The organism is Pedobacter rhizosphaerae (assembly GCF_900111155.1).
Lineage (GTDB): Bacteria > Bacteroidota > Bacteroidia > Sphingobacteriales > Sphingobacteriaceae > Pedobacter > Pedobacter rhizosphaerae.
In genome coordinates, this window is sequence record NZ_FOGG01000003.1 from 279,335 (window position 1) to 305,625 (window position 26,291).

Here is a 26,291-nt window from a genome sequence, read left to right on the forward strand (position 1 = left end):
AAATGACCTGAAACAAAAAACCCTAAAGGGGTTAGCCTAAAGGGTTTCAAGAATATTAATTTGTTTGGGTAAATTAATTATAAACCTTGATCATGAAAACATAATCCTGCAATTTTTCAATCTGTTTAGTACGTTTCATGCCAGACAATAAACTTCTCTTGTTGGCAGATAAACGATTATCACCTAACGAATCTTGCGGAATTGCACGCATAGCTTCTAAAATATACTTAGATTTAATGGCAAAGGCAGCGCCTTCTGTTTGATCTTGTTTACCACTGATAATACCAACAAGATTTCCATTATTATCTAAAAGTGGTCCGCCACTGTTACCTGGATTCACTAAGATAGATACCTGATACTGTGTTGTATCGCCAACAAAACCAGTTCTGGAACTTACAGATCCCTCACCTAACACGATATCGTCTTTTGGATAACCCAAGGTATACACACTTTCACCTAAGCCAGAAATACTCTTTTTAATAGTATAAGGTATAGTAGATAAGTGATTGAAATTTTTATCGCTGATTTTCAGGATAGCAATATCGTTTTGAGAATCAGTATACACAGCCTTCACTTTAAAAGACTCGCCCTTATTGTTCTGAACATATAAAGAATCAGCGCCATTTACTACATGTAAATTCGTTAAAATATATCCATTTGTAGAGACAGCAAAACCAGTTCCTCCAAAGTTCCCTGGATTCACATTTTTGGCAGCAGCACTAGAATTATTAGATTGTATAGTTCTAATTAAGCTATTCTGCGATTTTTTAACTTTTGATAACTCTCTGCTCACTTGCTCATAACGGTCTTCTTGTTTGCTGTTATGCTGAATAGAATAAATAGAAACTAAAGATAATACCAGGAAAGATGCCGCAACTGCAATGGCCGATTTATGTTTACGCCACAGTTGTACCACCTTAGAAGGATGTGGCCTCAAATCTGCCGCTAAAGTCTCTACATCAATCTCATCATGTATGCTGTTCAGCTTTTCTTTCAAACGCAATTGAACAGCAAATTCTTCCATAGACTGAAGGAAGAATTTATGGGAAACGACTTTATGATCAACTGTAGCATCATTACGCCTAAGTTGCTCAAAAGCCTCCTTTTCTTCTGCATTTAGTTTACCCAGAAGGTAATCCTCGATAATTGCATCTAACTCTAAATCGTTTCTCATTTCAATTATGGTTGAAAAAATATTTTTTTTAATCGTTGCAAACACTTGTATTTCTGCGTCTTCGCATTATCGGTATTGGTATAACCGAATTTCTCACAAATATCCTGCATGGATAAATTATGGATATAAAAATCCTGAATAATGGTTTTACAAGGCTCTCCTAAATGACTCAAAGCGGATTGCATCTTAACAAATTGCAAATCCTTCTCTTCATGATCTTCTACATCCTCTTCAACAGCGAAAACATCTTCATAGTCGTTAATGTTTCCTGTCTTTTTGCTGTTCTGGGTTAATTTCTTAAGCCAGATTCGCCTGCATACAGAATAGATATAGGTTTTAAGTTTACTGCTAAGCTCAAAATTACCTTCCTTTACTTTGTTATATAAAATAATGATGGCTTCCTGGTATACGTCTTTCGCATCATCCTCATCGCCGTTATTATTTAAGATAAACTGCAAAATCATCGCAAAATATCCTTTGTATAACTTGTTAAGTGTATCTTCTGAGTTATTTAGAATACCTAAAATAACCTCTCTATCTGTTGGAACTGAACTCTTTAAACTGTTATTCACTAGTTAATACGTTTTTCTAAAAATAGTAACCCAATATTAGTAAAAATATTTATAGCTGTTACTTCGATTAATACAACATACCTTAAAAGGGTAACCTTCAGAGGCGAAAAAAATATTTTTTATCTTTTTTTTAAAATATTCGGGTTACCTTTTTACCTTTGCGGCATTAACGTTAAATTAATTACTTAAAAAAATTCGAAAAAAATGAAAAATGCATTCAAATTAGGCTTTTTAGCTTTAGCTTTATCTTTATCAGTTGTTGCTTGTAACTCAGAAAAAAAAGCTGAAGGTGCTGATACTACTGTAACTGATTCTTCTACTATCGTTACTGATACTAACAAAGTTGATACTACAGTTACTGATTCTACTGTAAAAGATACAGCTGTTAAAACTACTACTACAACTACTGAAGAAGTTAAACACTAGTCTAAACTAATAGATATAAAAAAGGCCTTTGGGATATCCCAAAGGCCTTTTTTATTTTTTTTAACTTTTTTTTTATTTTTTAGGGTTACCTTTTTCACTTACCAGTATTAACAAGTGTAAATTAATTAATTACTTAAAACAAAAATTCTAGAAAAATGAAAAATGCATTCAAATTAGGCTTCTTAGCTTTAGCTTTATCTTTATCAGTTGTTGCTTGTAACTCAGAAAAAAAAGCTGATGGTGCTGACACTACTTTAACTGATTCTTCAACTATCGTTACTGATACTAACAAAGTTGATACTGCAGTTACTGATTCTACTGTAAAAGATACAGCTGTTAAAACTACTACTACTACTACAGAAGTTAAACACTAGTCTGATTCAATCTTATAAAAAAATGTCTTAGAAATTCTAAGGCATTTTTTTTCGCCATTTTTTTGGGTTACCTTTTGATTTTCAAGGTATTAATAATATATATTAACCCTAAAACAATTATCAAAATGAAAAATGCATTCAAATTAGGCTTCTTAGCCCTGGCTTTATCTTTAACTGTTGCAGCATGTGGAGGTTCTGGAAAAACTGGAACTGGTTCTGATACTACGGTTACAGATTCATCAACTATCATTACCGACACTAATTCTGTTGACACTATCGTTAAAGATTCTACAGTTAAAGACACAACTGTTAAAGCAACGACTGAAAAAACTGAGGTTAAACCTTAATTTGTTTCAAATAAGATCTATAAACTGATTGAGTTTTATTACTCAATCAGTTTTTTTATTTAAAGCTACGTGATGAATGAGAGACCTTTTGATGCCTAAAAGCATTTCTTTCATAATTTACCACTTAAAGTCCTTCAATTGTAGTAAATTTGCGGCAAAATATAATCCGCATAATGAATTTAACCCCTTTACAAGCTATTTCACCTGTTGACGGTAGATACAGAAAGACAACTGAAAGTTTAGCTAAATACTTTTCTGAAGAAGCATTAATCAAATATCGTGTTTTTGTAGAAATAGAGTACTTTATTGCGCTTTGCGAAATCAATTTACCTGGACTTGAAAACTTTGACAAAGGTCTTTATGCTGATTTAAGGAAAATACATGAAAACTTTTCTGAGACTGATGCTTTAGAAGTTAAAGAAACTGAAAAGGTAACTAACCATGACGTTAAGGCGGTAGAATATTTTATCAAAAGTAAATTTGATGCTTTATCTCTGCAAGAATATAAAGAGTTTATCCATTTCGGATTAACCTCTCAGGACATCAATAATACAGCAATCCCCTTCTCTGTTAAGTTAGCCTTAGAAGAAAGCTATTATCCAGCACTCAATGACTTAATAAATAAGATTAATGATCTGGCTGTAGAGTGGAAAGAGATTCCAATGTTGGCCCATACTCACGGACAACCAGCTTCACCAACCAAACTGGGAAAAGAATTTTTAGTTTTTGCAGATCGTTTGGCTATTCAGCTGGAAGGTTTAAAATCAATTCCTAATAGTGCCAAATTTGGTGGTGCTACAGGTAATTTTAATGCGCATCATATTGCGTACCCTCAAGTTAAATGGATAGATTTTTCTAACCAATTTGTGAATGATACCTTAGGGTTATCAAGGGCACAGCATACTACACAGATTGAACATTATGATCAATTTGCGGCGCAATGCGATGCATTGAAAAGAATCAACAATATTATTATTGACCTTGATCGTGATATCTGGACTTACATTTCTAAAAATTACTTTAAACAGAAGATTAAAGCAGGAGAAATTGGTTCATCGGCTATGCCACATAAGGTTAACCCTATCGACTTTGAAAATGCTGAGGGTAATGCTGGTATTGCCAACGCATTATTTGAATTTTTTGCTGCAAAATTGCCAATCTCCAGATTACAAAGAGACTTAACTGATTCAACTGTTTTAAGAAACATTGGCGTTCCATTAGCACATACTTTAATCGCTATCAACTCTACGTTGCGTGGATTGAACAAAATTTTATTGAATGAAGCAGCATTAAATGCCGATTTGGATGACAACTGGGCGGTAGTTGCAGAAGCTATTCAAACTGTTTTGCGTAGAGAAAACTACCCCAATCCTTATGAAGCACTAAAGGAATTAACCAGAACCAATTCAAAAATAAATGCAGAAAGCATTGCGAACTTTATTGATGGTTTGGATGTAACAGAAGCAATTAAGGTACAATTGAGAACGATTACCCCTTTTAATTATACTGGTCTTTATTAAGATTCATTAAATTGACGCTAAACAGACAGCCTAAAAAATTTTAATTGATTGGGATTTGTTAATTTTGTTTATTCTAATTGATTAAGACATGACTATTAACGTATATACAGAACAAACTCCGAATCCAGCAACCATGAAATTTATGGTTAACAAGCTGTTGATTAACGGAAGTGAAGATTTTGCAACCAAAGAAAGTGCAGAGCATTCACCGTTCGCAAAAGAATTATTCAAGTTTAGCTTTGTTGCGGGTGTATTCTTCGCTAGTAATTTTGTTACTATTACTAAAACTGAAGATGCAGAATGGCCAGATATAGAGCCAATTCTTAAAGAATTTGTTAAGGGTGCTGTAGAATCTGAATTGAAAATAAAAGAAGCTTCAGCAGATGAGGCTCCTGTATTTGAAGGCTCGGAAACTGAAATCAAAATTCAGCAGATATTGCACGATTATGTTCGTCCGGCTGTTGAACAAGATGGAGGAGCAATTACCTATAAATCTTTTGATGAAGGCGTGGTAACTGTAGAGCTAAGAGGATCTTGTAGTGGTTGTCCTTCTTCAACCATCACCCTGAAATCGGGCATTCAAAATCTTTTACAAAGAATGGTTCCTGAAGTTACAGAAGTAGTTTCTGAAGCATTATAACTGAGCATTTTTCATAGTTTCTATAATTTGAAAGGGTCCGAACATTGTTCGGACCCTTTCTTTTTTTATGAATTCGTTAATAATGGTCAGTTAAAAATATTTCTTAATGGCCGTAAGCATCTCATTGGAAAGCTTGCCATTGGTAGCCACAATTTCTCTTTTGTCAAAATAGGCTGATCCTCCGGAAAAATCAAAAATCTCCCCACCTGCCTGTTGGATGATATAACAACCAGCAGCAAAATCCCACTGTTGTAAATTATATTCAAAAAAGGCATCAAATCGCCCACAGGCCACATATACTAAGTCTACAGCAGCTGCGCCTATCCTGCGTACCCCATGGCTTTTCTGCATCATTTCAGTTAATAGCTGAACATATTGCGCTTGTTTATCAAACTCATAATATGGAAATCCGGTAGCCAACAAACTCGATTTTAAATCGGGATTATCAGAAACCTTTATTCCCTTTTTATTCAGGTACGCCTTTCCACCTTTGTAAGCGTAAAACATCTCTGCCCTGTTTAATTCATAAACCACGCCCACAACAGGAATACCATCTTCATAAAGTGCTACACTGATTGCATAAGTTGGGATTCCATGAATAAAATTAGTAGTACCATCCAATGGATCAATAATCCACTTATAAGTTTTTCCCTCTCTATTAATCGTTTTCTCTTCTGTTAAGAATCCAGCATCAGGAATAAGTTTTTCAAGGTTTTGCACAAGTTTCTGTTCCGCAGTTTTATCTACGTAAGAAACCATATCATTTAAACCCTTATACTCAATTTTATTGAGATCGAATTGCATGGCCTCTTTCCGTATAAAATTTCCGGTGAGCCTCACAATTGAGATCACTTTATTGCATAGTAATTCGTAATTCATCATTGTTTAACAAAAGTGTAAAGAATTGGTTGAGTAATTTATGATTTTAACTCCAATTCATTTTTATTTCTTAATGAATAGATACAAAGCGCTGTACCACCAATAACCAAAATGGTAGAAATCATTTCTGCTTGTGTAAATGATAAGCCAAAAACATGATATTTTGAATTTACACGGATTAATTCGATGCAGAATCTTTCTAGACCATTTAAGATCATATATATACCGAACATTAAGCCTGGTGCTTTTATCTTATCGCGGATGCTCCATAAAAAAGCAAAAAGTAACAAACAAATAATTACTTCATAAATTGGAGTTGGGTATACTCCTTGTGGCAATTCATTGCAATATTTACCTACACAGTTAGGAATTGGAATTCCTTCCCCTACTACGTTATTTGGATACTTATAAGACCATAACCAATCTGGCAACCAAGTAAAGGGTTTCGGATTTGGATTTGGAATTCCCCAATCCCCATCGCCAGACATGTGACAGCCTATGCGTCCTACTGCATATGCTAACATCATACCGGGTCCACCAACATCGAGCATATGCAAGGGCTTAATGCCGTTCTTTTTAGCGATATACAATACCGCTGCACCTCCGCAAATTAAACCACCATAAAATGTTAAACCGCTAAATGAGAGTAAACGTTCTATCGGATGCTGAACAAAATCATCCCAATATTCTAAATTATCAAAAAATTTAGCCCCTAAAAAACCCCATATAGCTGCCCATACAATAAGGTTACTCATCAATTGGTATGGATGAACCAATACTTTAGTTTCCTTTGGTTTATCTAGTTTATTTTTTTCTTTTTCCTTATAATCCCAGTAGGCAAAGAGACCTGCAAAAAATAATCCACCCAAAATATTTCCCTTTGCTGACATTAAAATTGACTGTGCGTCATTAACAAACATTTTATAGTTTACCAATGCATAAACCAGCTTATAACCAATTAAGAATCCAAACAGGGCATTCATAATTAATTCTGAAACAGTGGCTGGCTTGCCCAAAATTATTGTTTTTTGCACTGGATGTAATACACCCAAGGCTTCTTTACGTTTTAATTCTTTCGTGAACGCCCAATATCCGGCAACGAAGGCTAACGCAACAAATACGCCAAATGTATTAAACGGTAAAGGTAAGTTGATGCCTAAAAAATATTCTAGAAAATGTGATACGGTAGGAAACATATAAATTATTTGTTGCGAAGATAGTAAAGAAAGCTGAAAGGCTAAAGACCAAAAATGGCCGAGGAAATCAGGATCTTGAGGAAAAAGGCGTGATGGAAAACACGGTAGAAAAAAATCGCCTTAATGGTTGATTATATTTGATGTAAAATGGAAAGGTGGAAGATGGAATCCTTAAGAATAGCCTTAATTACTGCTTCTCTTTGATGTAAAATGGAAAGATGGACGATGGACATCCTAAGAACATACTTAATGACTGCTTCTCTTTAATGTAAAATGGAAGATGGAATCCTTAAGAATAGCCTTAATTACTGCTTCTCTTTAATGTAAAATGGAAAGATGGAAAATGGACTTACAAAAGAGTAACTCAATAACAGTTTATCGTTTGATGTAAAATGGAATAATGGAAGATGGAAATCCTAAGAATAGCCCTAATGACTGCTTTTCTATAATGTAAAATGAAAAGGTGGAAAATTGACTACAAAAGAGTAACTCTATAAAGGTTTATCATTTGATGTAAAATGGAAGATGGATTTACAAAGAATATTCCTTAGAATGTGGTGTGTCCAGGCTATGGACTAAAGACTTTGGACTAAGGACTCCCTCTAATGCTGTGCGTAAACGGTTTCCAGTTCTTCTACCTCTACTTCACCATCAGCCGTAATTCCAACCAATTTAACGCCTTTAAGTTCATTCACCAATAAAGGATCATACTTAGCACGGACTTTTACATAGTTTTTGGTGAATCCATGCATGTAACCGGCCTTTTGATCTGCTTCAAAAAGTACTTCAGCCTTACTACCTATCTGAGATTCGTAGAAGGCTCTGCGTTTTTTATCTGAGAGAATATGCAGCATTTTACTGCGATCGTTACGCTCGCTTCCCGCTACCACACCTTTCATTTCTGCCGCAGCAGTTTGCTCACGTTCTGAATAGGTAAACACATGTAAATAAGAGATATCAAGACCGTTTAAGAACTGATAAGTATCTAGAAAATCTTCTTTTGTTTCTCCAGGAAATCCTACAATTACATCTACGCCAATACAGCAATGCGGTATCACTTCTTTGATCTTTGCAACACGCTCTACGTATAAGTCTCTACGATAACGGCGGCGCATTAAGCCTAGAACCTTATCAGATCCTGATTGCAATGGAATATGAAAATGAGGCACAAAGCGCTTAGATTTCGCTACAAACTCAATAATTTCGTTACTTAATAAATTAGGCTCAATTGATGAAATCCTAATTCTTTCTATTCCTTCAACCTCATCTAAAGCTTTAACCAGGTCGAAAAATTTATCTTCACGTTCACCATTTCTGATTCCGAAATCACCAAGATTCACTCCTGTTAATACAATTTCCTTCACACCACTTTCGGCAATTAATTTTGCTCTGTTTACCACATTTTCTATGGTATCACTACGACTTGCGCCACGTGCCAAAGGAATTGTACAATATGTACATGGGTAATCACAACCATCCTGCACCTTCAAGAAAGTACGCGTACGATCACCAATGGAATAAGAGGCGATAAAATTATGATTAACCTTCTCTATATTCGTTTGATGAACAACGGCTTTGGGTTGTTTAGTTAAATCTGTAATGTATTCGATAATTCTAAATTTCTCGGCAGCACCCAAAACCATATCTACTCCTTCTATTTCAGAAATTTCCTGGGGTTTTAATTGTGCATAACACCCCACAATGGTTACAAATGCATTTGGGGAATACTTGAGCGCTTCTTTAACTACCTTGCGACATTTTTTGTCGGCATGATCTGTTACAGAACAAGTGTTGATCACATAAACATCAGCCTGATCTTGAAATTCTACCACACTGTACCCGGCATCGGCGAATAAACGACCAATGGTTGAAGTTTCAGAAAAGTTTAGCTTACAGCCTAATGTATAAAATGCGACCTTTTTCATTTAGCCTGCAAAGATAAGAAATTTGTTTGTAGTACAAGCCCGAGAAAGGGATGAGCTCATAAATTACAGAGAAATAACAATACAGTTTTAGGTTAACGGTTTTAAGTTACCGGTCAACTGATTGAGTGCAATATCAAATTATTCTTTCCAGCGGTAGCTATCCTGTTCGAATCCAGCTAAATCTAAAACTCTACTGATTACCGTACCAGCTACCTCCTCTAGTGTTTTGGGCAGGCTATAAAAGGATGGATTGGCAGGGCAAATTATTCCTCCCGCTTCGGTAACGATTTTCATGTTATTAATATGAATTAAACTAAAAGGTGTATCCCTAACCACAGCAATTAACTTTCTGCGTTCCTTTAAAATAACATCGGCAGCTCGTGTAATCAGGTCATTTGATATGCCATGTGCAATACGTCCGAGTGTTCCCATCGAACAAGGAACAATAATCATGGTATCGTACTTAGCTGATCCAGAAGCGAAGGGTGCATTAAAATCATTTTTATGATAGAAAGTAAAACTGTTGTCGTTGTAATGCTGATTTCCCAATTCAAACTGCCAAACTTCCTTGGCATTATCACTCATAACAACGCCAACCTGCTCTATTTGCTCATGAAGAATGGTTAATTGATCAAATAAAACCTTTGCGTAAACAGCTCCGCTCGCACCTGTAACTGCAACTATTACCTTCTTTTTTTTAGTCATAAAACAAAAGTAAGCTTTTCCCTGTTCATAAAACAAAAAAGGGCCAGAACTACCGTTCTGACCCTACATCTACCTATGAAAAACATACCCTCGAAAGGGTAAGAACAAATATATATATTTTTTTAAAAAAAGATCATGTATAGGAATTAAATAGTACAAATACTCAACTATTTTCAAAACAATCAATCAACACGCTGTAATACAGGTAATTAACAAACAGAAAATTAACATTTTAAGTATCATTTTTGTTAACAAACTCGAAAACATTGACAAAAGTCAATGAGAAAGTACATTCAAATTCTGAATCAAGTAGAAAAAAGCGTTTTCTTTTGTCTGTGAACTCGTACAAGAGCACATCTTTTTGCATCAGGAGAACGTCTGCGTTTTAAACGCTCTTTTTTACTGGTGTTTATCAAATCCTCCAACTAGTGCAGTATTTCCTTTATAAAAAACACCTCCTATTTTTTTAAAGTTAGGTGATATTAATAGTCTGATAATTTTAGCTGTATCCTTATTCCGATGATAAAAATTTTTAATCTTTTATAAACGAATGATATTCGATAAATTACATTGTCAAATCAAAACAAGAAAATTATATTTGGCTAAGCTTCAAATTATCTATGAATAATTACCCAATCGAATTTTTATCTGCTCTGCTTCAACAAAATAAAAACCCGACCTTTATTTTTCATGCTAGCGAATATTCGATTTTATCCTCAAACCGGTTATTTGAAAAGCTGATTAATAGTCTGTCTTCAAAAAAAGGTAATCGAACTCTCACAACCCTAATCAATCTTTTGGCTGATGAGGAGAAGGATCTACTTATTGCTAAATTGAAAGAAAGTATCTCCAGCGGGGCTTCTTTATCTATACTTGTTCATCCTATTTATTCGAACAAGCCACAGTCTACATGGGAATTTAATTTTACACCAGTTTTAATTAAAGAACAGCCGATCGAATACATCACCTGCAGTATCGCCGAGCAATGGATTTCTGATGAAGCTACTATCCAACATAAACCAAACCATTCGACAGACAGGATACATTTCAAAGCCTTATTTGATAATGCGCCCCTAGGTGTTTGTGTATTGCGTAGTCGGGAATTAATAACTGAATATGCCAACGATAATATTCTGAAATTGTGGGGCAGAAATCGCTCAGAATTAATAGGTTTTCCTCAAGAGATTGCAAGACCTGAATTAAAAGATCAAAAAGATGTTATTGAAAAGGTTAAGAATATTTTCAGTACCAAGAAACCATTAGTTATTGAAGAAGTTAAAGTCTCTACTCTTGTTTTAGATGGTTATTTCAGTGCTGTTTACCAGCCCTTAACCAATGAAAGAAATGAAGTTACCAGTATTTTAATCATTTTAAGAGACATTTCACAGCAAGTTATTTTTAAGAAAGAACTTCAAAAGGCAAAAGATATTTTAAAGCTGGCCATGGATGCTTCAGAAATGGGATCGTGGAATGTAGACCTGTCGACCAAAAAGGTTGTTTTTTCAGAACGTGCGAAGCAGATTTATGAACTGGATGATTATCGTTTAGATATTGAAGAAGCAAAATCCTTTATTGTTGAGGAACACCTCGAATATATTACAAATAACATTAAGAAAGCGCTGCACCACAGGTCTGGTTTTAGCCTGGAATATCAGATTAAATTTACTGAGGGCAAGACAAAATGGGTTAGAGTTGCTGGTAAAGCCTATTATGATAAAGAAGGCAAACCACTTTATATTGCAGGTGCTATTTTAGATATTACAGAACAAAAGCAGGATGAAATCAGGAAAAATGATTTCATAGGAATGGTAAGCCACGAACTTAAAACGCCCCTTACATCTTTAAGTGCTTATGTTCAATTGCTTCAATATAAGAAGAGTGGCTCTAACGATTTTACGACAGAAACCTTGGACAAAGTGAGTGTTCAATTGAAGAGAATGTCTATCATGATTGATGGGTTTCTTAATATTTCATTGTTGGAATCGGGCAAAATTACGCTGAACAAAACCTATTTCAACCTCAATGAGCTTATAGCAGGCATCGCTGAAGAAAACCGTTTAATTCTGCCTAGTCATTTTATTCAGGTTATTGAATATAAAAAAGTAATGATTTATGCTGATTGGGAGAAGATTGCAACTGTAGTAAACAATCTTATCAGTAACGCGGCAAAATATTCGGGCAAAGACTCCCTAATTGCAATAAAATGCGATGCCAACAAAAGCGAATGTATTATCAGTGTTGAAGATGAGGGAATTGGAATAAAATCGAATGATATTCCTAAGCTGTTTGATAGATTTTATCGTGTTGATAGTCCGAATACAAAGACCATTGCAGGTTTTGGAGTAGGTTTATATATCTGTTCTGAGGTGATCAAGAGGCATGGAGGGAGAATATGGGTAGAAAGTGAATATGATAAGGGATCTACTTTCTATTTTAGTTTACCTTTAAATACTAAAGAATCTGTTAATTTGGACATTTCTAAATTAAATTAAAGAAGTAAGCTAATATTAATAGCCATCAATCCCTGGTCTACTTTAATAATATCGAAGTTAACCAAACTATCTACAGAGATTAATCCGGATACTTCTGATAATAAAAAATATATATCCTGACCATTTTGATCAATGATCAATCCAAAGCCAGTTTCGGGATTAAGCTCCACTACCTTTCCTTCTCTATACTCGTTCATTACATTCGATTAGCTAGGCTACAATATTACACAATTTGTAAAACAAAAAATACAAATTAATAATTTTTTGTTAATTTTTACAAACTACTAATAAATGACATCAGCAGGCTGATGTATTTTTATAGCCACGAAAAAAGGCAGTCTGAGAGACTGCCTTAATGCTATTTTAACTATACTAATTTGTGCCCTGATCTGGCGCTTTGCCTATTAATTCCATGAATTGGTCTAATTTCGGCGTAATAATAATCTGAGTTCTTCTATTTTTTGATTTACCAGCAGCGGTTGCATTGTCGGCTATTGGATTAAATTCACCCCTACCACCTGCAGTTAAACGTTTAGGATCTACCGCATACTTAGTTTGTAAAGCTTGTACTACAGATGAGGCTCTTAAAGCACTTAAGTCCCAATTATTTCTAATGTTTGTTTGTGCAATAGGAACATTATCAGTATTACCTTCAATCAAGACATCGTAGCCGCTGTAGTCTTTAATGATTTTAGCAATTTTGCTCAAGGTCTCTCCTGCTTTATCAGAAATTTCATAGCTACCAGACTTATATAACATATTATCGGAAAGCGAGATATAAACCACCCCTTTTAATACCTGAACATCAACGTCGCTTAGTTCCTCTCTGCTTAGTGATCGGGTTAAATTATTAGTTAACACCATGTTAAGCGAGTCGCTTTTATTTTTGGCATTTATCAATTGCTTAATGTATTTATTAGAGCTATTGATTTCATCTACCAGCTTAGAAATATTAACATTTCCTTGATTACTGGACTTTAAGCACTTATTTAAAGCATCTTGAAGGGCTGTTACATTAGATCGCTCTGAGGCGATTTGTTCTTCCAGACTTTTCACTCTGCTGTTTACACCGCTTAGTTCTCTTTGACTATCCTGATATTTATTACTCAACTCCTGATTTCTTTCTCTCAGCTGAGCATAAGTTGTTTGAAGTTCTGTATATTTTTTATTACTAACACAGCCTGAGATCAAAATCAAGCCTAAGAACATTAAAGGGAGTGATTTGTATAATTTCATAATCTTGTTTTTTATTAAGATTATATCAATACAAAATCCTTGCCGTAAAAGTTTTAGCTGTATTTCTAATGCTGTTAAAATTTGTTTTTAACAAACTTTAACAGCATAATTTTGCTTTACAAATACCATTTTTTATATCTGGCTAAAGCTTCCAGATAATAGTAATCTGCATACACTAGAGGAACATCAATCTCACTATCCAATGGCAATGCACCTGTACTGTGCTTCAGTATAAATCCACCGTTTTCACCGAGCTTAGCTTTATAAGCTTCGCCAGATAATGAGTTAATCATGATTTCAGCAGCTGATTTATAGTTATTTTTTTCCTTTTCAGCTACATATTGACTAAGTTCTAAGAGTGCTGATGCTATTAACGCTCCTGCAGATGCATCACGTTTTGAAAATGGCATGAAAGGTGCATCAAAATCCCAATAAGGTATTTTATCTGCAGGCAAATTGGGGTGATTAAGAATAAAGTTTGCTATACCATTAGCCTGATCCAGGTATTTACTGTCTTTGGTAAATCTATACATCATGGTATAACCATATAATGCCCAGCCCTGCCCTCTAGCCCAGGCAGAAGTATTTGCTGCTCCTTGCCAAGTGGCTTTACGAAGTACCTTTCCTGTTGATAAATCATAATCGACCACATGATAAGAGCTAAAATCTGGTCTAAAGTGGTTTACAATGGTTGTATTAGCATGTTTAACAGCTATTTCTTTAAATTTCTTATCACCGCCATTATCGGATGCCCAATTCAACATTTCTAAATTCATCATATTATCAATAATTACAGGGCAATTGAAATATTTGTTTTTATTCCATGATTGAATAGAAGCTATTTCCGGTCTGTAGCGAGTGGATAGCGATTCGGCAGAACGTTGAATAATGGCTTTATATTCCGGTTTTCCGGTTAGTCTGAAGGCATTACCGAAGCTACAATACATCATGAAACCAAGATCATGATTACCGGTATAGGTTTGGTTTGGTTCCAGGATCTTTAGCGCCTTTTCGGCATCTTTCTTAATCTCAGCATCTTTTGTTTGTTCAAAGATATACCATAACGAGCCGCTGTAAAATCCGCTACACCACCATTTGATATCAAAGGCAATAAGTTTATTGGTTTTAGCATTAAAGCTTTGTGGCGTTAGGCCAGCAGGTATACTTTTATCAAGAACTTTATACTGTTTGGCTGCGAATTGAAATTCACTATCAATCAGTTTACGCATGTCTTGTGTTTGAGCCAAACCTGTCTGACTGGCTAACAAAAGTGCTCCTACGATTAATTTTCGTGTCATATATTATAAGATTGTTTTTATAGAAATTTGATACAATAAATCAGATCATAAATCCTTTGCAAGGGACATAAACTGACCCTTACTTAAATAACAAACATATAATTTCACACTATCCTTGAGGGGGTAATTATGTAAACTTTTGGGGGTAAAAATCTACATCAACATTATGTTACGAGCTTTCTACCCTTCCTAAAGGTAGTTTATACCTTTTTCACCTTTACCGAATCAAAAGTTGCCTGGGCCTTATAAGTTCGCAAACCAATACTGCCGGCGGAATAATCTTTATCCTTTGCGATGATAATCGGTTTTTCCATTCCATCTACATACACACTAAATTGATCGCCCTTAGCTACTACCCGAAGTTGATAAACTCTGTTTTTTTGGAAAGTATATTTTTGGGCCTGGATGCTTATCCATTTGAGACCTGTAGCCTTACCTAATTCTATTGTACCAGTAGTTGGATTGATCCCTACATAATAACCCTGATAAGCATCTGGTCCGATTGCGGGATTTGACACTCTGAACATTAACCCGGCATCTCCATCTGTATTAACCTTTATGGAAGCCTGAAAATCCAGATCTCCAAATTTTGTAGCATTTGCTACGATTTTAGATCCATTAATTCCGAAACCTCCAGAACCTGCATTGGAAGCTGCGTGAACTGCTCCATCTTTCCAAAACCAGCCACCGCCGTAGAAAACCCAATCATTTGGCATTTGTGTATTGAATTCTTCAGTAAGCTTACTTGACGTTTTTTGTGATTCACCAATAACGGGAAAGCAGCTCAAACGAATACTTTCAGCGCCGTAAGGTATCAATGTAACTTCTTCGAGTGTCTCTTCAGAATTCACCGGACTGAAAGGCACATCGAAGGCCGATACTTTATTGTATGCCAATGTCCATGACGGAATCTTTTTAGCCTTAAAAACTAACTTTACGGGGGATTTAGCAGCATCAAATGGGTTTCCTGGCATTTCGCTTTTTACCAATTTAGCGGCATCTTTAATATTATTTCTATTGAGTACCAAGCCATAATTCCATGGAGAAGCAGGTCTGATTTCAAAGTCATTAAATCCGTTCACAGGATGTGTTTTGGTTATTTTATTTTCCGGCTTTATTTCCAAAGCATACACCAGAGGGCCTCGTTCTATACTTATTGAGTTATTAACCTGCTTTTGACCAGAAATTTCCATTGGAAACTGTAATTCAACCCTATCTCCATTTGTCCACTCTCTATTCAACGTTAATAAAGTTCCAGCTCTGGCACCTTTCACTAATGCTCCGTTAACTTTTACCGTAGGGGATATACTCCATGCTGGAATTCTCAATACTAATGGGAACTTTATATTTTCATCAGTTGTAATTTTCAGTCTTATAAGGTCTTCAAAAGGATAATCTGTTTCTTCTAAAATTTTAATCCTTTTATTATTAAGTTTAGTTTCTACCTCCATGGGGCCATAGGTTAGAATGGCTAAGCCATGATCTGGAGTTGCAGAAATACTATTTTTAACATAATAAGGCCAGCCCATATGCATGTTATACCTGCAACAGCCATAACCAGAATAAGGGCTTGAAACAACACCAGAGCTGTAATCCTGATTAAAACCATGCTCGCCGTGGATACTTTGTACCTGATTAGGCAAGGTGTAATAAGAGTGATTTTTAAAATCACGGCTAAATTGTGCTGGTAATGCATTAAAAGCTACCTTTTCTAAATTATCGGCAATTTTAACATCCTGTATAATTCTTACCGCTGTTTCCAGACTTTGCATCCATTCTACCACGGTACAAGTTTCTACCCCCTCAATAGATGCCGTTCCTGCCAAAAACTCTGTTCCGGAGCCCAAACCTTCAGGTTGTCCATGATCGCGCATGATATGATTTACCCCATTCATCATTGCCTTAAGGTAAACTGGCGATTGATCCAGTTGGGCGTATATCGCAGGAAACTTTAAAGCTTGTGCCACATTTACCATGTGCTTAGGCTGAAAATCATCTCCGAAGTAGTAGAACTGATTATTATTATAGATATCTATCCAAGGATAAGCCTGTGCTTTGAGCTTATTAACAAGTGTCAACAAGCCATCGTCGCCAGTTTTATTGTAAAGCCAAATGGCAATTTCCATGTTATCTGCCGCTCTTGACTTTCCCCATTCCTTAAGCGGGTCTGCATCCAGATTTGCCAATTCATACTTGAAATATTTGGTTAAAAAAGGTAGCACCCGCTTATCGTTCGTAACCTCATAATAACTTTGTAAAGCATACATCATGGGCATTCTAGGCCACCAATCCTTCATCTTTGGAGGGCCAAACAAACCATTAGGCTGCTGACTGTTTAATGTCCATTCTATATATTTTTGAGCTTTCTCCTTCAGTTTCTGATCATCAAGTGTATAGGCTAAGGCTATGAGCCCTTTAACATAATAGGGAGCCCGCTCCCAGCTACTTCCTTTTCCCCCCAACCAATCATTATTACTCCCCAGATTATCATCTTCGGCATAAAGTTGTTCAGCCATACCTGTTGCACCATCACGCTGCTGTTCTAATTGTTTCAATAGCCAGCCCCTTGCCTTAATGCTTCCAAGAGGTAACTGAATGAATACATCCTGTTTTAATGGAGCTTTGTTAAAATGAACCAATTGATTGTTTTGTGCCTTAACTTGATTAGTGAAAGCCATACAAAGAAGCACTGCCAATACAGACTTTAAGTTATTTCTCATATTTAATCGGAATGGTTAGATAATTTTTCTAAAACTAATACTTTTAAAATAAATAATAAAACGATTTAGTTAAATATTAATGAAGATAAACATGAAGTTTTAATGCTGTAGGATAAATGAGTTATACCGATTATGGTTTTTTACAGTTACAAGGGAAAGACTTTACAAAAGTTGATTTAACCATTTGATATTGAGCAACTGCTAGAGATCACCTTCCATTCGCCGTTTACTTTTGCCCAGGTTCTAACATATTGATAGGTGCCATTAAGCATGATTTTAGCATAGATGCCTTTGATTTTTAGTTTTGTGGAAACGACGACTGCGGAATCGAAAACATGAATATCCCGTTTGTGTAGTATGATCTCATATATGCTAATCAATTTAGAGCGATAAGTATCTATAATCACTTCCTTTTCGAGTACGTGGCTAAATTCATCAAAAAAAATGATTGCATCAGCAAGTAAAAGTTCTAAGCACTTGATATTGCACTTGGATATACTTGTTAATAAAATATCTTCTAGTTCTGCGATGAGCAGAATGGTTTCTTGCTTAGTTAAAATGTTGAGCATAATTTCCGATTAGCTCATAAAAATATACACTCCCCAATTAAGAATAACAATAACTTAGTAATTGTACAGGCTTTACATTTTCATTAAAATGATTACACAGTTTATTAATATCCTGGTCATTAATTTTGTTTGGTTTAGGGAACCCTTATGAATTCCATTATGAACCTGAATTTTCTTTTGTTTTGAGGAATTAATTATATTAATTTGCAACAAATTGTAACTTTTAAGAGATAAATATCAAATAATACTACTATTTTTATGTCTCTTTAACATTTAAATCAGATTTGCGCTATGACTAAGCTTTTTATTGGGGGACTTTCGGAAAATATTCAAGAGATGGACTTGGCTATTTTTGTGAGTTTGCATGGGCAGATTGAAACTATCAAGGTGGTTAGAGACCGTTCTACTGGAAAATGCAAGGGATACGCTTTTTTGGAAGTTAACAAACTAGCAGATGCCAATAACATCATTTCCAATTTAAATGGGGAAACATTTAAGGGCAATGTTGTGACAGTAAAAATCTGCGAAGAACAGCCGGTAGCTCCAAAGAAATTCCAGCCAAAGGGAAACCCTGCCATCAAGAGTAAGCGCCCGAGACTACAACGTTAAAAAAATAAGGGATATGTTATCCAACATACCCCATTATTATCATTAACTAACATTAAAATTCAAATAGGCCATCTACTACCTATAGAATAACTTTATCCTATTTTACGGGAATGCTAAACTCTACCTCTTCGGGCGGCAAGCATTGTTTATCATTACAAACCATAAACTCAACTTTTCCTTTAACCACAGGCTTTCCAGCTTTAAATTTTATCCTTTGCTGAAATAGTACTGTATTCTCAAAATAGCTTACATCCATTTTAAAGGTAGATTCGAACTTGGTTATGGGTTTAGGTTCAATGGTTTTGCCAACTAGCGTATAGGTTGTTGATGCCGGCCAGGTGAAAGACGTTTTTACCGGGCCTCCATCCTTTACTGTTTGGGAGTATAAATGCCAGCCATTTTCAATATTAGCTTTAAGATAAATAACCGCTTCTGTTGCACTGGTTTTCTTTGCGGCATAGCTCCAGGTTACGGGCTTTTCAATTTGCGCATAAACCGTGAGATTAATCAATAGAGCAGCAATGACTAAAAGTGTATTTTTCATTGTGGTTCGTAGTTTTGGTTATCATTTAAGCTACTGATAGCGTACAACCCAAAAAATGGGTCAAGCATTAATAAAGCACTCGTTTATTTGTTCCTTTAAATAATCTGCTTGAGATGTTATTTGGTTTTAACAAAAATGAATATTACCTGCAATTAGATCAAGCATTTCAATATTATCCGTAAATTTTACGGAGAAAACCAAAATATCGTTCGTTTTACATGATTTAATCTTGAATATGTTTTTAAAAGCAAAAATCTTCCGATTTGAAACTATTTGCGGGTCTTAAAGAAGCTGCCTGTAAGCAATCTCATTGATACATTTGAAATGATAAAACTGGTCTTCTATGTTGTAGAAATTCTAAACCATAAAAAAAGAGAGAAGTTTTTATGCTTCTCTCCTAGTGTGTTAATCTAAATCGTCCCGTTGATTTAATTCATAACATATCAAATTTGGACATTTGTATTCCAAAAAACAATACTTTAAGATAGGTATTTAGTTTACGTACGACTTTGTAAATTTAATTAGCAAAAAGCCTATCTTAACCTACTGACTTTAAAGCAAATAAATTGAATACCAATAGTAGAAATATAAAAATAAGCCTGTTATCATGCTCATCATTCATCTTTGGAATACTTCTAAACAAGGTATTTATCTGCTCATTTACGTCATTTCCTTAAAAATCTTTACTGAATCAAAATTAAATATTCATTTGATCTAAGATAGTTTTAGGATTGTGCGTAACGGCATTACCGCTACGCCAAGCCTTCTAATCAACAAACTCACTTCTAGTGTAGTATTTTTAAACTATGCCATTAGTATTCTACTTTGTAATCTTTCTTGAATGACTGACCTGACCATGCTTTTACGGCTGTCCAGGGAGCAGAAGGGTCACTCCAAAATTTATTTTCAGCAGGAAGTCCTAAAGGGAGAAAAGCTAGTGTGGCCATATAAAGGCTTCCTGTTGAGGTGTATACATCTGCAAGCTCGGGCTGATGACCATTGAATCCTAACACCAGCCATCCTTTATCATCAAAATTTTGATTTCCATCATACATTTTAAGAAATACCTGAGTGAGTGCACAACGAACTTGGGCAGGAGTTACTCCAGCAGGTAATTGATCCATTAAGGCTACTTGTGCCAAAGCCTGAAAAGCTGCTGTACGATATGTTACGGATCTGCCATAGGCCGGATAACTTCCATCTGTTCCAATAATTCTCTCCAGGTATTCAGCATAACGAACCATCCTTTTTAAAGCCTGATTGTAGTTATCTGTGCTTCCCTTTTTTTGCTCGGACAAAATCTTAGTTAAATCGACCATCATCGGATGCATCACATATGAATTATAATAATCCATGCTAAACTTCTCTCCATCTTTGTACCAGCTGTCTCCCACATACCATTCTGTAACCTTATTTACAGCAAATTGAATTCTGGCAGGGTCGTATTGTTCACCAATACTCATTAAAAAGCCTTCAGTTAAACCTGCAAACAGCAACCAGTTATTGTATGCACCTGTGCGGGTTCTTAAAGATTTAAATTCTTCTATATAACGTTTTTTAGTTACTTGATCTAAAGGTTCCCATAATGCTTTTGGGGCTCTAATGAATGTTTGAGCTAGATATGCGGCATCTACAATGGCTTGCGCCTGAGATCTAAAATTCAGGTAATCCGGATTTTGAGGGTCTACAGCATTTTTTAAGCCCTGCAACAACTCTAAGCGCATTCCTTTTCTCAAATTACCTTCTTCTGTATTGTCATCCGGCAATCCCAGCCAAGGTGCAACACCAGCAATAGTTCGGCCTACAGCTTCCAGATAGGTCACATCCTGGAGTTTCAGGTTATAATTATTTCCTTTTTCTAATGGTAAGTTTTGTTTAAGCGTTCCCTTGGACAGATTATGGATTACGGGATAAGCTATTTTATAAAGTGCTTTAACCCAAATTTGTCTATCCTTTACACCATTTGAATTTTGCTGAGCGTGGCTTCTGTTAAAGGATAGGGAAAGCAATAAAATAGTGAGGATACTAAGTTTGATTAAATTTTGTTGGTGTGTATGTACAATCATCTTTTGAATAAAATTGGTCAGAAATTATAATTCAAAAGTATGGGGTATGTAAGATACGAGGGGGTAAAATCGGTAAAATTTAGGGGTAAGAATGCGAAGATGGTGAGGGGGTTAGAGGTTTAATTGATTAATTGTTTAATTGCTTAATTGTTTAATTGCTTAATTGTTTAATTGCTTAATTGTTTGACTGACTAACTGTTGAATTGCTTAATTGCTTAATTGTTTAACTGGCTAACTGTTGAATTGCTTAATTGCTTAATTGTTTTAACTGACTAACTGTTGAATTGCTTAATTGTTTAATTGTTTAATTGGCTAACTGTTGAATTGCTTAATTGCTTAATTGCTTAATTGTTTAATTGGCTAACTGTTTAGTTGCTTGAATGGTGGGTTGGTAAGTTGTTTTTAGCTTTAGTTGATTGATTGTGTAATTATTTAGGAGACTACCCTATAATTAGGATCATCGATTATGTTTACTTCAATTACACTTGCAGCATTGTTAAGCAACTTCTTACAATCCGGGCTAAGGTGTTTTAAATGCAGTTTTTTCCCTGCATGTTGATATCGTTCTGTGAGCTTATTTAAGGCTTCAATGCCACTCATATCTGCCACCCGGCTGTCTTTAAAATCGATCACTACCTTTTCCGGATCGTTTTCAATATCAAACTTTTCTACAAATGTAGCCACAGATCCAAAAAATAAGGGTCCGTAGATTTCGTAAGTTTTCGCACCGTTGGCATCTAAATATTTTTTTACTCTAATTCGCTTAGCACTTTCCCAGGCGAAAACCAACGCAGAGATAATAACCCCTATTAATACAGCAAGAGCAAGATTATGAAGATAGATTGTAATTGCAGCTACTAAAACGCCGACAAAAATATCTTGTTTAGGCATTTTATTGATAATTCTAAAACTTGAACATTCGAATGTGCCGATAGCTACCATAATCATTACTCCTGTAAGAGCGGCCATAGGCACGCGCTCTATCACTGGCGCTCCAAAAAGAATGATGATTAATATGGTTATGGAGGCTATAATTCCCGATAGCCTGGCTCTTGCACCTGCAGAAAGGTTTACTAAGGTTTGTGCAATCATTGGGCATCCACCCATCCCCATAAAAAAGCCGCTGGTGATATTTGCAGCACCCTGCGCCAAGCATTCTCTGTTCCCATTGCCTTTAGTTGAGGTCAATTCATCAACCAGATTAAGGGTTAACAAGCCTTCCGTAAGTCCTACACCGGCCATAATTAAAGCATAAGGAAAAATGATTTGTAATGTACTCAGGTTAAAAGGAATTACGGGAATGTGAAAAGAGGGAAATCCTCCCTTTACTGAGGCGATATCTTTAACTGTTTTGGTATCAATTTTAAATACGAGTACCAATACAAAAACAACGATTATAGCAACAAGTGATGGCGGAACAGCTTTGCTTATTTTAGGAAATACAAATACGATTCCAATAGTAAGTAATACAAGCCCTAACATAATTAACAATGGTGTGCCCACCAACCAGGAGGTTTGGGTACCACTAGTAACCTTAAATTGTTCTATTTGGGCCATGAAGATCACAACGGCTAAGCCATTTACAAACCCATACATTACTGATTGCGGGACTAGCCTGATAAACTTTCCCAGTTTGAATAAGCCCACCAAAATCTGAAAAACACCTGCCAACGCTACCGCAGCAAGCACATATTCTATACCATTGCTTTTCATAAGTGCAATAAGTACAATTACTGTTGCTCCTGCTCCACCGGAAATAAGGCCAGGTCGACCACCAAAGACCGCAGTAATTAAGCCCATGATGAAAGCGGCATACAATCCTGCTAAGGGCGGGAAACCCGCAAGTATGGCAAATGACAGCGATTCTGGCATCATCGTCATTGCTACCGTTAATCCTGCTAATATTTCAGTCCGATAGTTAATTTTCTGTTCCAAATCGAAAAGACGAAAGATGGCTTTCATGTGTACGCTTAATTAATTCTTTTCAACCAGGTATCAGGAATTTTTTTCAATTCGCTACCATTCAGGCTATATTCTAACTTTAAGGTATATCCGCCGCCTGCTTCAACAAATGGTAAGCTAATGCGATGAAGTCCTTTTTCAAGTGCAACCTGACCACTCTTTTGTATCGGGTAGTGCCAACCATCGTTGTCTATTACCTTTTCTCCATCGATGTATAAGTTAGCGCCATCATCTGCTGTCAAATAAAAGCTGTAGATTCCGGTTTCCGGAACGTCGATATAGCCCGACAACCTTACACTGAAGGATGCACCTTCTTTAGCCAAACCCTCTGCAATAGCAAAATTTGATACTACAACAGCTGTGTCGGATTTTAGAGGCAGGTCTGCTACGCTTTTTATTTTATTACCGAAAAAATAGAGTTGTAAACCTGCACTTAAATTGCCTGCTGCCTGTGGTTTAAAATAATCTTGTTGTTTATAATTTAAAGTATAAATATCCCCGCGATTGCCGGTTGGCCCAAAGGCTGCAATTTTAATTTTACTTGCTGAACTGACCATAAAAGGATTTGATAAAACAGGTGAATTTGTAGTTGGCAGCTGCCCATCGTTTGTATACCTGATGACCAAAGCAGGAAGTGGTGTATTAATTTTTAAAGCAACAGGTTTGTTAAAAACATTTTCTTCTGTAAATCCTGTTAAATCAGGAATTCGATAATTTACATTAAATTTATCTAAAATAGGATATTGCGCCTCCAGTCTCTTTAAAAAGCCCTGATAATCATTTTTGTGTGTCCAAAGTACTTCAGCTAAAGCTGTCATCCTTGGCATAAACATATAATCGGCTCTTTTTTCTGAAGGAATGTATTCTGTCCAGATATTTGCCTGTGCTCCGAGAATATATTTACCCTCTTCAGCATTAAGATTTTTAGGTACAGGTTCGAAATGATATACATTAAAGATAGAATTACGATCAGGAACAACATCAAAGTATAAAGGATTTCCCGGCGTCATAATCACTTTATTGCCATTCTTTGCAGCTTTGATAGGTGCATCAGGCACCCATCCTCTCCAATACATTACCAATGCAGTTTTGCTTACCCCTCCTTCTAAAATCTCATCCCAGCCTATTAATTCTTTCCCTTTGCTGTGAAAAAACTTTTCCATTCTTTTTACAAAATAGCTTTGCAACTCGGCGGTTGTACTGAAATTATTTGCCTTCATCATTTCTTTGCATATAGCAGATTCAGCCCAAGTACTTCTTTCTACTTCATCGGCACCCAAGTGTATATATTTAGATGGAAACAATACGGATACTTCTGAGAATACATTTTCTGCAAATTCAAAAGTACTTTCCTTACATGGGCAAATTGGGGTACTAAAATCCTTCCCCCAGGATATTCCTTCTTTGGTACTTAAAAATGGATAAGCATTAATTGCAGCCATCATATGACCGGGCATATCAATTTCAGGAATGATTTCTATGTGCCGCACCTGCGCATAGCGAATTAAATCTTTAAGTTGTTCTTGTGTATAATAACCACCATAAAGTGTTTTGCCATCACGTTGAATGATATGTGCCGGATCGATCTCCATATCCGGATTGTCTATGGCTTTTTTCATACAAGCAGAGTCTTGCGCGTTGAAAGTCCGCCAGGCTCCTTTTTCGGTGAGCAATGGATATTTCTTAATTTCTATGCGCCATCCCTGATCATCAGTGAGATGTAAATGAAACTTATTCATTTTATAAAGCGACATTACATCAATAAATTTCTTTAAATATTTGATCGAGAAAAAGTGCCTTGATACATCCAAATGCATTCCTCGCCAGCCGAAAGCTGGTGCATCGGAAATTTTAATACCAGGAAGATTCACTTGTCCTTTTTGATGCGCATTTTGAAGAATAAGTTGCCTTAAAGTTTCAACACCCCTATAAACCCCTGTATTGTTTTTTCCTTCTATCACGATCTGAGTATTGTTAATGCTTAATGCATAACCTTCTTCTTCGTTAATATTGCTGTTGATTTTTATAATAATATTCCTCTTGCCAGGTGTTGTAGTCAATCCTAATGTAATTCCTAAATCTTGCTTGATTACTTCCTGTAAATATTTAGCTTCATTCAACAAGGTTTTCTCCGCTAACGGATACTCAATTTTCACATTGGCTCCAATGGTAAATGTGCCATTTACAGGAGTTAAATTTTTAGGATAAGGAATTAGCCCATACCCGTGGTTAGCAGTTTGTTGTGCAGAAGCTGAATGAATACCTATAAATGCAGAAAAGAAAAGGGCAAGCGCCAGCCTAATAATGGAGTACATAAATCGATTTTAAATATATTGGAGCGAGAAACCGAAGGTATAAAGAATAATTAAAGCGGCAAAATTGTGTGGATAAAGTATGGGGGTTGAAGCGGAGTATCCAATGCAATTAACTTAAGCTAAACGCTGTCCTGAGCCTGTTGAAGACGTTCTTGTTAAGTTGAAAACTAAAATGGATTACCCTTCGACATACTCAGGATTGACAATCCATTTTAGTTTTCTCGATAAGTTAATAGCATTGGCGGAGTATTGAGCAGCAGGTATAATGAGCCACGATTTATTTCACTGGTGCGTTTAGTTGGTGGGTTTAACTGGTTCATTTAACTGGTCCGTTTAACTGGTTTATTTAACTGGTCCGTTTAACTGGTTCATTTAACTGGTTCATTTAACTGGTCCGTGGGTCACCATAAGTGTTCGGAAGATCACTTTGGGGGAATTTTAAGTAATAAATCTACTTTATTAGGATCACCACCACATAAGGCCACAATATCTTTCATCAATAATTTTTCCAGCTCATTCAAGAAGTGTTGTTTCATGATTTTATATCCTTTCAGCCCATTAATTTCTTTATAGGTTAATAGGAGTGTTGCGGCAATCATGGTAGTGTAAAGTACTACCATGATGCCATTTTCACTTCTGTTTATTAGATGGCTGAAATTTAATTCCTGTTTGAGGAATTTGAAGAAGACTTCAATATCCCATCTGCTTTTGTATAACAGGGT

Annotated in this window: 23 protein-coding genes; 7 read left to right on the plus strand and 16 right to left on the minus strand. The window is 35.7% G+C overall.

Annotated elements, in window-relative coordinates:
• Window positions 1-73 precede the first annotated feature (73 nt).
• Complete coding sequence (locus BMX11_RS03845) at window positions 74-1,174, minus strand: S1C family serine protease (RefSeq protein WP_090881612.1); 1,101 nt, start codon at window positions 1,172-1,174, stop codon at window positions 74-76.
• Window positions 1,175-1,179: 5 nt separating this feature from the next.
• Window positions 1,180-1,746 (minus strand): RNA polymerase sigma factor, encoded by a 567-nt coding sequence (locus BMX11_RS03850; RefSeq protein ID WP_090881614.1) that lies wholly within the window; start codon window positions 1,744-1,746, stop codon window positions 1,180-1,182.
• A gap of 204 nt (window positions 1,747-1,950) precedes the next feature.
• On the opposite strand from BMX11_RS03850, the gene BMX11_RS03855 reads away from it, so the two are divergent.
• From BMX11_RS03855 to BMX11_RS03875, 5 genes are all read left to right on the plus strand, one after another.
• Window positions 1,951-2,172, plus strand: coding sequence for a hypothetical protein (locus BMX11_RS03855; protein ID WP_090881616.1), 222 nt, complete (start codon window positions 1,951-1,953; stop codon window positions 2,170-2,172).
• Between the two features lie 155 nt (window positions 2,173-2,327).
• Complete coding sequence (locus tag BMX11_RS03860) at window positions 2,328-2,546, plus strand: hypothetical protein (RefSeq protein WP_090881618.1); 219 nt, start codon at window positions 2,328-2,330, stop codon at window positions 2,544-2,546.
• Between the two features lie 125 nt (window positions 2,547-2,671).
• Window positions 2,672-2,893 (plus strand): hypothetical protein, encoded by a 222-nt coding sequence (locus tag BMX11_RS03865; protein WP_090881679.1) that lies wholly within the window; start codon window positions 2,672-2,674, stop codon window positions 2,891-2,893.
• Between the two features lie 173 nt (window positions 2,894-3,066).
• A complete protein-coding gene (purB, locus tag BMX11_RS03870; RefSeq protein WP_090881619.1) occupies window positions 3,067-4,413 on the plus strand; it encodes an adenylosuccinate lyase in 1,347 nt (448 codons plus the stop codon).
• An 88-nt stretch (window positions 4,414-4,501) separates the two neighbouring features.
• On the plus strand, window positions 4,502-5,053 hold the full coding sequence (locus tag BMX11_RS03875; protein ID WP_090881621.1) for a NifU family protein: 552 nt from the start codon (window positions 4,502-4,504) through the stop codon (window positions 5,051-5,053).
• Window positions 5,054-5,143: 90 nt separating this feature from the next.
• On the opposite strand, the gene BMX11_RS03880 is transcribed toward BMX11_RS03875, so the two are convergent.
• From BMX11_RS03880 to BMX11_RS03895, 4 genes are all read right to left on the minus strand, one after another.
• Window positions 5,144-5,932 (minus strand): inositol monophosphatase family protein, encoded by a 789-nt coding sequence (locus BMX11_RS03880; protein ID WP_090881624.1) that lies wholly within the window; start codon window positions 5,930-5,932, stop codon window positions 5,144-5,146.
• A 38-nt stretch (window positions 5,933-5,970) separates the two neighbouring features.
• Window positions 5,971-7,128: a prolipoprotein diacylglyceryl transferase gene (locus BMX11_RS03885; protein ID WP_090881626.1), complete on the minus strand. Its 1,158-nt coding sequence runs from the start codon at window positions 7,126-7,128 to the stop codon at window positions 5,971-5,973.
• A gap of 602 nt (window positions 7,129-7,730) precedes the next feature.
• Window positions 7,731-9,053: a tRNA (N(6)-L-threonylcarbamoyladenosine(37)-C(2))-methylthiotransferase MtaB gene (gene mtaB, locus BMX11_RS03890; RefSeq protein ID WP_090881628.1), complete on the minus strand. Its 1,323-nt coding sequence runs from the start codon at window positions 9,051-9,053 to the stop codon at window positions 7,731-7,733.
• A 138-nt stretch (window positions 9,054-9,191) separates the two neighbouring features.
• Complete coding sequence (locus BMX11_RS03895) at window positions 9,192-9,758, minus strand: UbiX family flavin prenyltransferase (RefSeq protein WP_090881630.1); 567 nt, start codon at window positions 9,756-9,758, stop codon at window positions 9,192-9,194.
• Window positions 9,759-10,378: 620 nt separating this feature from the next.
• Here BMX11_RS03895 and BMX11_RS03900 point away from each other — a divergent pair.
• Complete coding sequence (locus tag BMX11_RS03900) at window positions 10,379-12,250, plus strand: ATP-binding protein (protein WP_090881632.1); 1,872 nt, start codon at window positions 10,379-10,381, stop codon at window positions 12,248-12,250.
• On the opposite strand, the gene BMX11_RS03905 is transcribed toward BMX11_RS03900, so the two are convergent.
• The 5 genes from BMX11_RS03905 to BMX11_RS03925 form a co-directional block, all read right to left on the minus strand.
• Entirely contained in the window at window positions 12,247-12,447 is a 201-nt protein-coding gene (locus BMX11_RS03905) for a cold-shock protein (RefSeq protein WP_090881634.1), read from the minus strand. The genes BMX11_RS03900 and BMX11_RS03905 overlap by 4 nt on opposite strands.
• A gap of 175 nt (window positions 12,448-12,622) precedes the next feature.
• On the minus strand, window positions 12,623-13,486 hold the full coding sequence (locus BMX11_RS03910) for an OmpA family protein (RefSeq protein WP_090881636.1): 864 nt from the start codon (window positions 13,484-13,486) through the stop codon (window positions 12,623-12,625).
• 116 nt (window positions 13,487-13,602) lie between these two features.
• Window positions 13,603-14,784: a glycoside hydrolase family 88 protein gene (locus BMX11_RS03915; RefSeq protein WP_217643799.1), complete on the minus strand. Its 1,182-nt coding sequence runs from the start codon at window positions 14,782-14,784 to the stop codon at window positions 13,603-13,605.
• Window positions 14,785-14,984: 200 nt separating this feature from the next.
• Window positions 14,985-17,504 carry a beta-L-arabinofuranosidase domain-containing protein gene (locus tag BMX11_RS03920; RefSeq protein WP_090881638.1) on the minus strand — a complete coding sequence of 840 codons (2,520 nt, stop codon included), beginning with the start codon at window positions 17,502-17,504 and terminating at the stop codon, window positions 14,985-14,987.
• 176 nt (window positions 17,505-17,680) lie between these two features.
• On the minus strand, window positions 17,681-18,073 hold the full coding sequence (locus tag BMX11_RS03925; protein ID WP_090881640.1) for a nuclear transport factor 2 family protein: 393 nt from the start codon (window positions 18,071-18,073) through the stop codon (window positions 17,681-17,683).
• A gap of 291 nt (window positions 18,074-18,364) precedes the next feature.
• Between BMX11_RS03925 and BMX11_RS03930 the strand changes: the two genes are divergently transcribed.
• Window positions 18,365-18,682, plus strand: coding sequence for an RNA recognition motif domain-containing protein (locus BMX11_RS03930; RefSeq protein ID WP_090881642.1), 318 nt, complete (start codon window positions 18,365-18,367; stop codon window positions 18,680-18,682).
• Window positions 18,683-18,779: 97 nt separating this feature from the next.
• On the opposite strand, the gene BMX11_RS03935 is transcribed toward BMX11_RS03930, so the two are convergent.
• From BMX11_RS03935 to BMX11_RS03955, 5 genes are all read right to left on the minus strand, one after another.
• Window positions 18,780-19,226, minus strand: a complete 447-nt coding sequence (locus BMX11_RS03935; protein WP_090881644.1) for a protein-disulfide reductase DsbD N-terminal domain-containing protein — start codon at window positions 19,224-19,226, stop codon at window positions 18,780-18,782.
• Between the two features lie 812 nt (window positions 19,227-20,038).
• Window positions 20,039-21,292 carry a DUF2264 domain-containing protein gene (locus tag BMX11_RS03940; protein WP_090881646.1) on the minus strand — a complete coding sequence of 418 codons (1,254 nt, stop codon included), beginning with the start codon at window positions 21,290-21,292 and terminating at the stop codon, window positions 20,039-20,041.
• A gap of 432 nt (window positions 21,293-21,724) precedes the next feature.
• Window positions 21,725-23,254: a SulP family inorganic anion transporter gene (locus BMX11_RS03945; RefSeq protein WP_090881648.1), complete on the minus strand. Its 1,530-nt coding sequence runs from the start codon at window positions 23,252-23,254 to the stop codon at window positions 21,725-21,727.
• Between the two features lie 8 nt (window positions 23,255-23,262).
• Window positions 23,263-25,569 (minus strand): family 20 glycosylhydrolase, encoded by a 2,307-nt coding sequence (locus BMX11_RS03950; protein ID WP_090881650.1) that lies wholly within the window; start codon window positions 25,567-25,569, stop codon window positions 23,263-23,265.
• A gap of 422 nt (window positions 25,570-25,991) precedes the next feature.
• Window positions 25,992-26,291 (minus strand): transposase (locus tag BMX11_RS03955; RefSeq protein ID WP_139180107.1); only part of this gene is annotated, 300 nt, incomplete at its 5' end.

Bases quoted from the DNA above. Each gene is read 5' to 3' on its own strand.
- BMX11_RS03875 (WP_090881621.1), top strand. From the start codon at position 4,502: ATGACTATTAACGTATATACAGAACAAACTCCGAATCCAGCAACCATG.
- BMX11_RS03885 (WP_090881626.1), bottom strand. From the start codon at position 7,128: ATGTTTCCTACCGTATCACATTTTCTAGAATATTTTTTAGGCATCAAC.
- BMX11_RS03855 (WP_090881616.1), top strand. From the start codon at position 1,951: ATGAAAAATGCATTCAAATTAGGCTTTTTAGCTTTAGCTTTATCTTTA.
- mtaB (WP_090881628.1), bottom strand. From the start codon at position 9,053: ATGAAAAAGGTCGCATTTTATACATTAGGCTGTAAGCTAAACTTTTCT.
- BMX11_RS03895 (WP_090881630.1), bottom strand. From the start codon at position 9,758: ATGACTAAAAAAAAGAAGGTAATAGTTGCAGTTACAGGTGCGAGCGGA.
- BMX11_RS03930 (WP_090881642.1), top strand. From the start codon at position 18,365: ATGACTAAGCTTTTTATTGGGGGACTTTCGGAAAATATTCAAGAGATG.
- BMX11_RS03945 (WP_090881648.1), bottom strand. From the start codon at position 23,254: ATGAAAGCCATCTTTCGTCTTTTCGATTTGGAACAGAAAATTAACTAT.
- BMX11_RS03915 (WP_217643799.1), bottom strand. From the start codon at position 14,784: ATGACACGAAAATTAATCGTAGGAGCACTTTTGTTAGCCAGTCAGACA.
- BMX11_RS03935 (WP_090881644.1), bottom strand. From the start codon at position 19,226: ATGAAAAATACACTTTTAGTCATTGCTGCTCTATTGATTAATCTCACG.
- BMX11_RS03845 (WP_090881612.1), bottom strand. From the start codon at position 1,174: ATGAGAAACGATTTAGAGTTAGATGCAATTATCGAGGATTACCTTCTG.
- BMX11_RS03900 (WP_090881632.1), top strand. From the start codon at position 10,379: ATGAATAATTACCCAATCGAATTTTTATCTGCTCTGCTTCAACAAAAT.
- purB (WP_090881619.1), top strand. From the start codon at position 3,067: ATGAATTTAACCCCTTTACAAGCTATTTCACCTGTTGACGGTAGATAC.
- BMX11_RS03950 (WP_090881650.1), bottom strand. From the start codon at position 25,569: ATGTACTCCATTATTAGGCTGGCGCTTGCCCTTTTCTTTTCTGCATTT.
- BMX11_RS03940 (WP_090881646.1), bottom strand. From the start codon at position 21,292: ATGATTGTACATACACACCAACAAAATTTAATCAAACTTAGTATCCTC.
- BMX11_RS03905 (WP_090881634.1), bottom strand. From the start codon at position 12,447: ATGAACGAGTATAGAGAAGGAAAGGTAGTGGAGCTTAATCCCGAAACT.
- BMX11_RS03920 (WP_090881638.1), bottom strand. From the start codon at position 17,504: ATGAGAAATAACTTAAAGTCTGTATTGGCAGTGCTTCTTTGTATGGCT.
- BMX11_RS03860 (WP_090881618.1), top strand. From the start codon at position 2,328: ATGAAAAATGCATTCAAATTAGGCTTCTTAGCTTTAGCTTTATCTTTA.
- BMX11_RS03910 (WP_090881636.1), bottom strand. From the start codon at position 13,486: ATGAAATTATACAAATCACTCCCTTTAATGTTCTTAGGCTTGATTTTG.
- BMX11_RS03865 (WP_090881679.1), top strand. From the start codon at position 2,672: ATGAAAAATGCATTCAAATTAGGCTTCTTAGCCCTGGCTTTATCTTTA.
- BMX11_RS03925 (WP_090881640.1), bottom strand. From the start codon at position 18,073: ATGCTCAACATTTTAACTAAGCAAGAAACCATTCTGCTCATCGCAGAA.
- BMX11_RS03880 (WP_090881624.1), bottom strand. From the start codon at position 5,932: ATGAATTACGAATTACTATGCAATAAAGTGATCTCAATTGTGAGGCTC.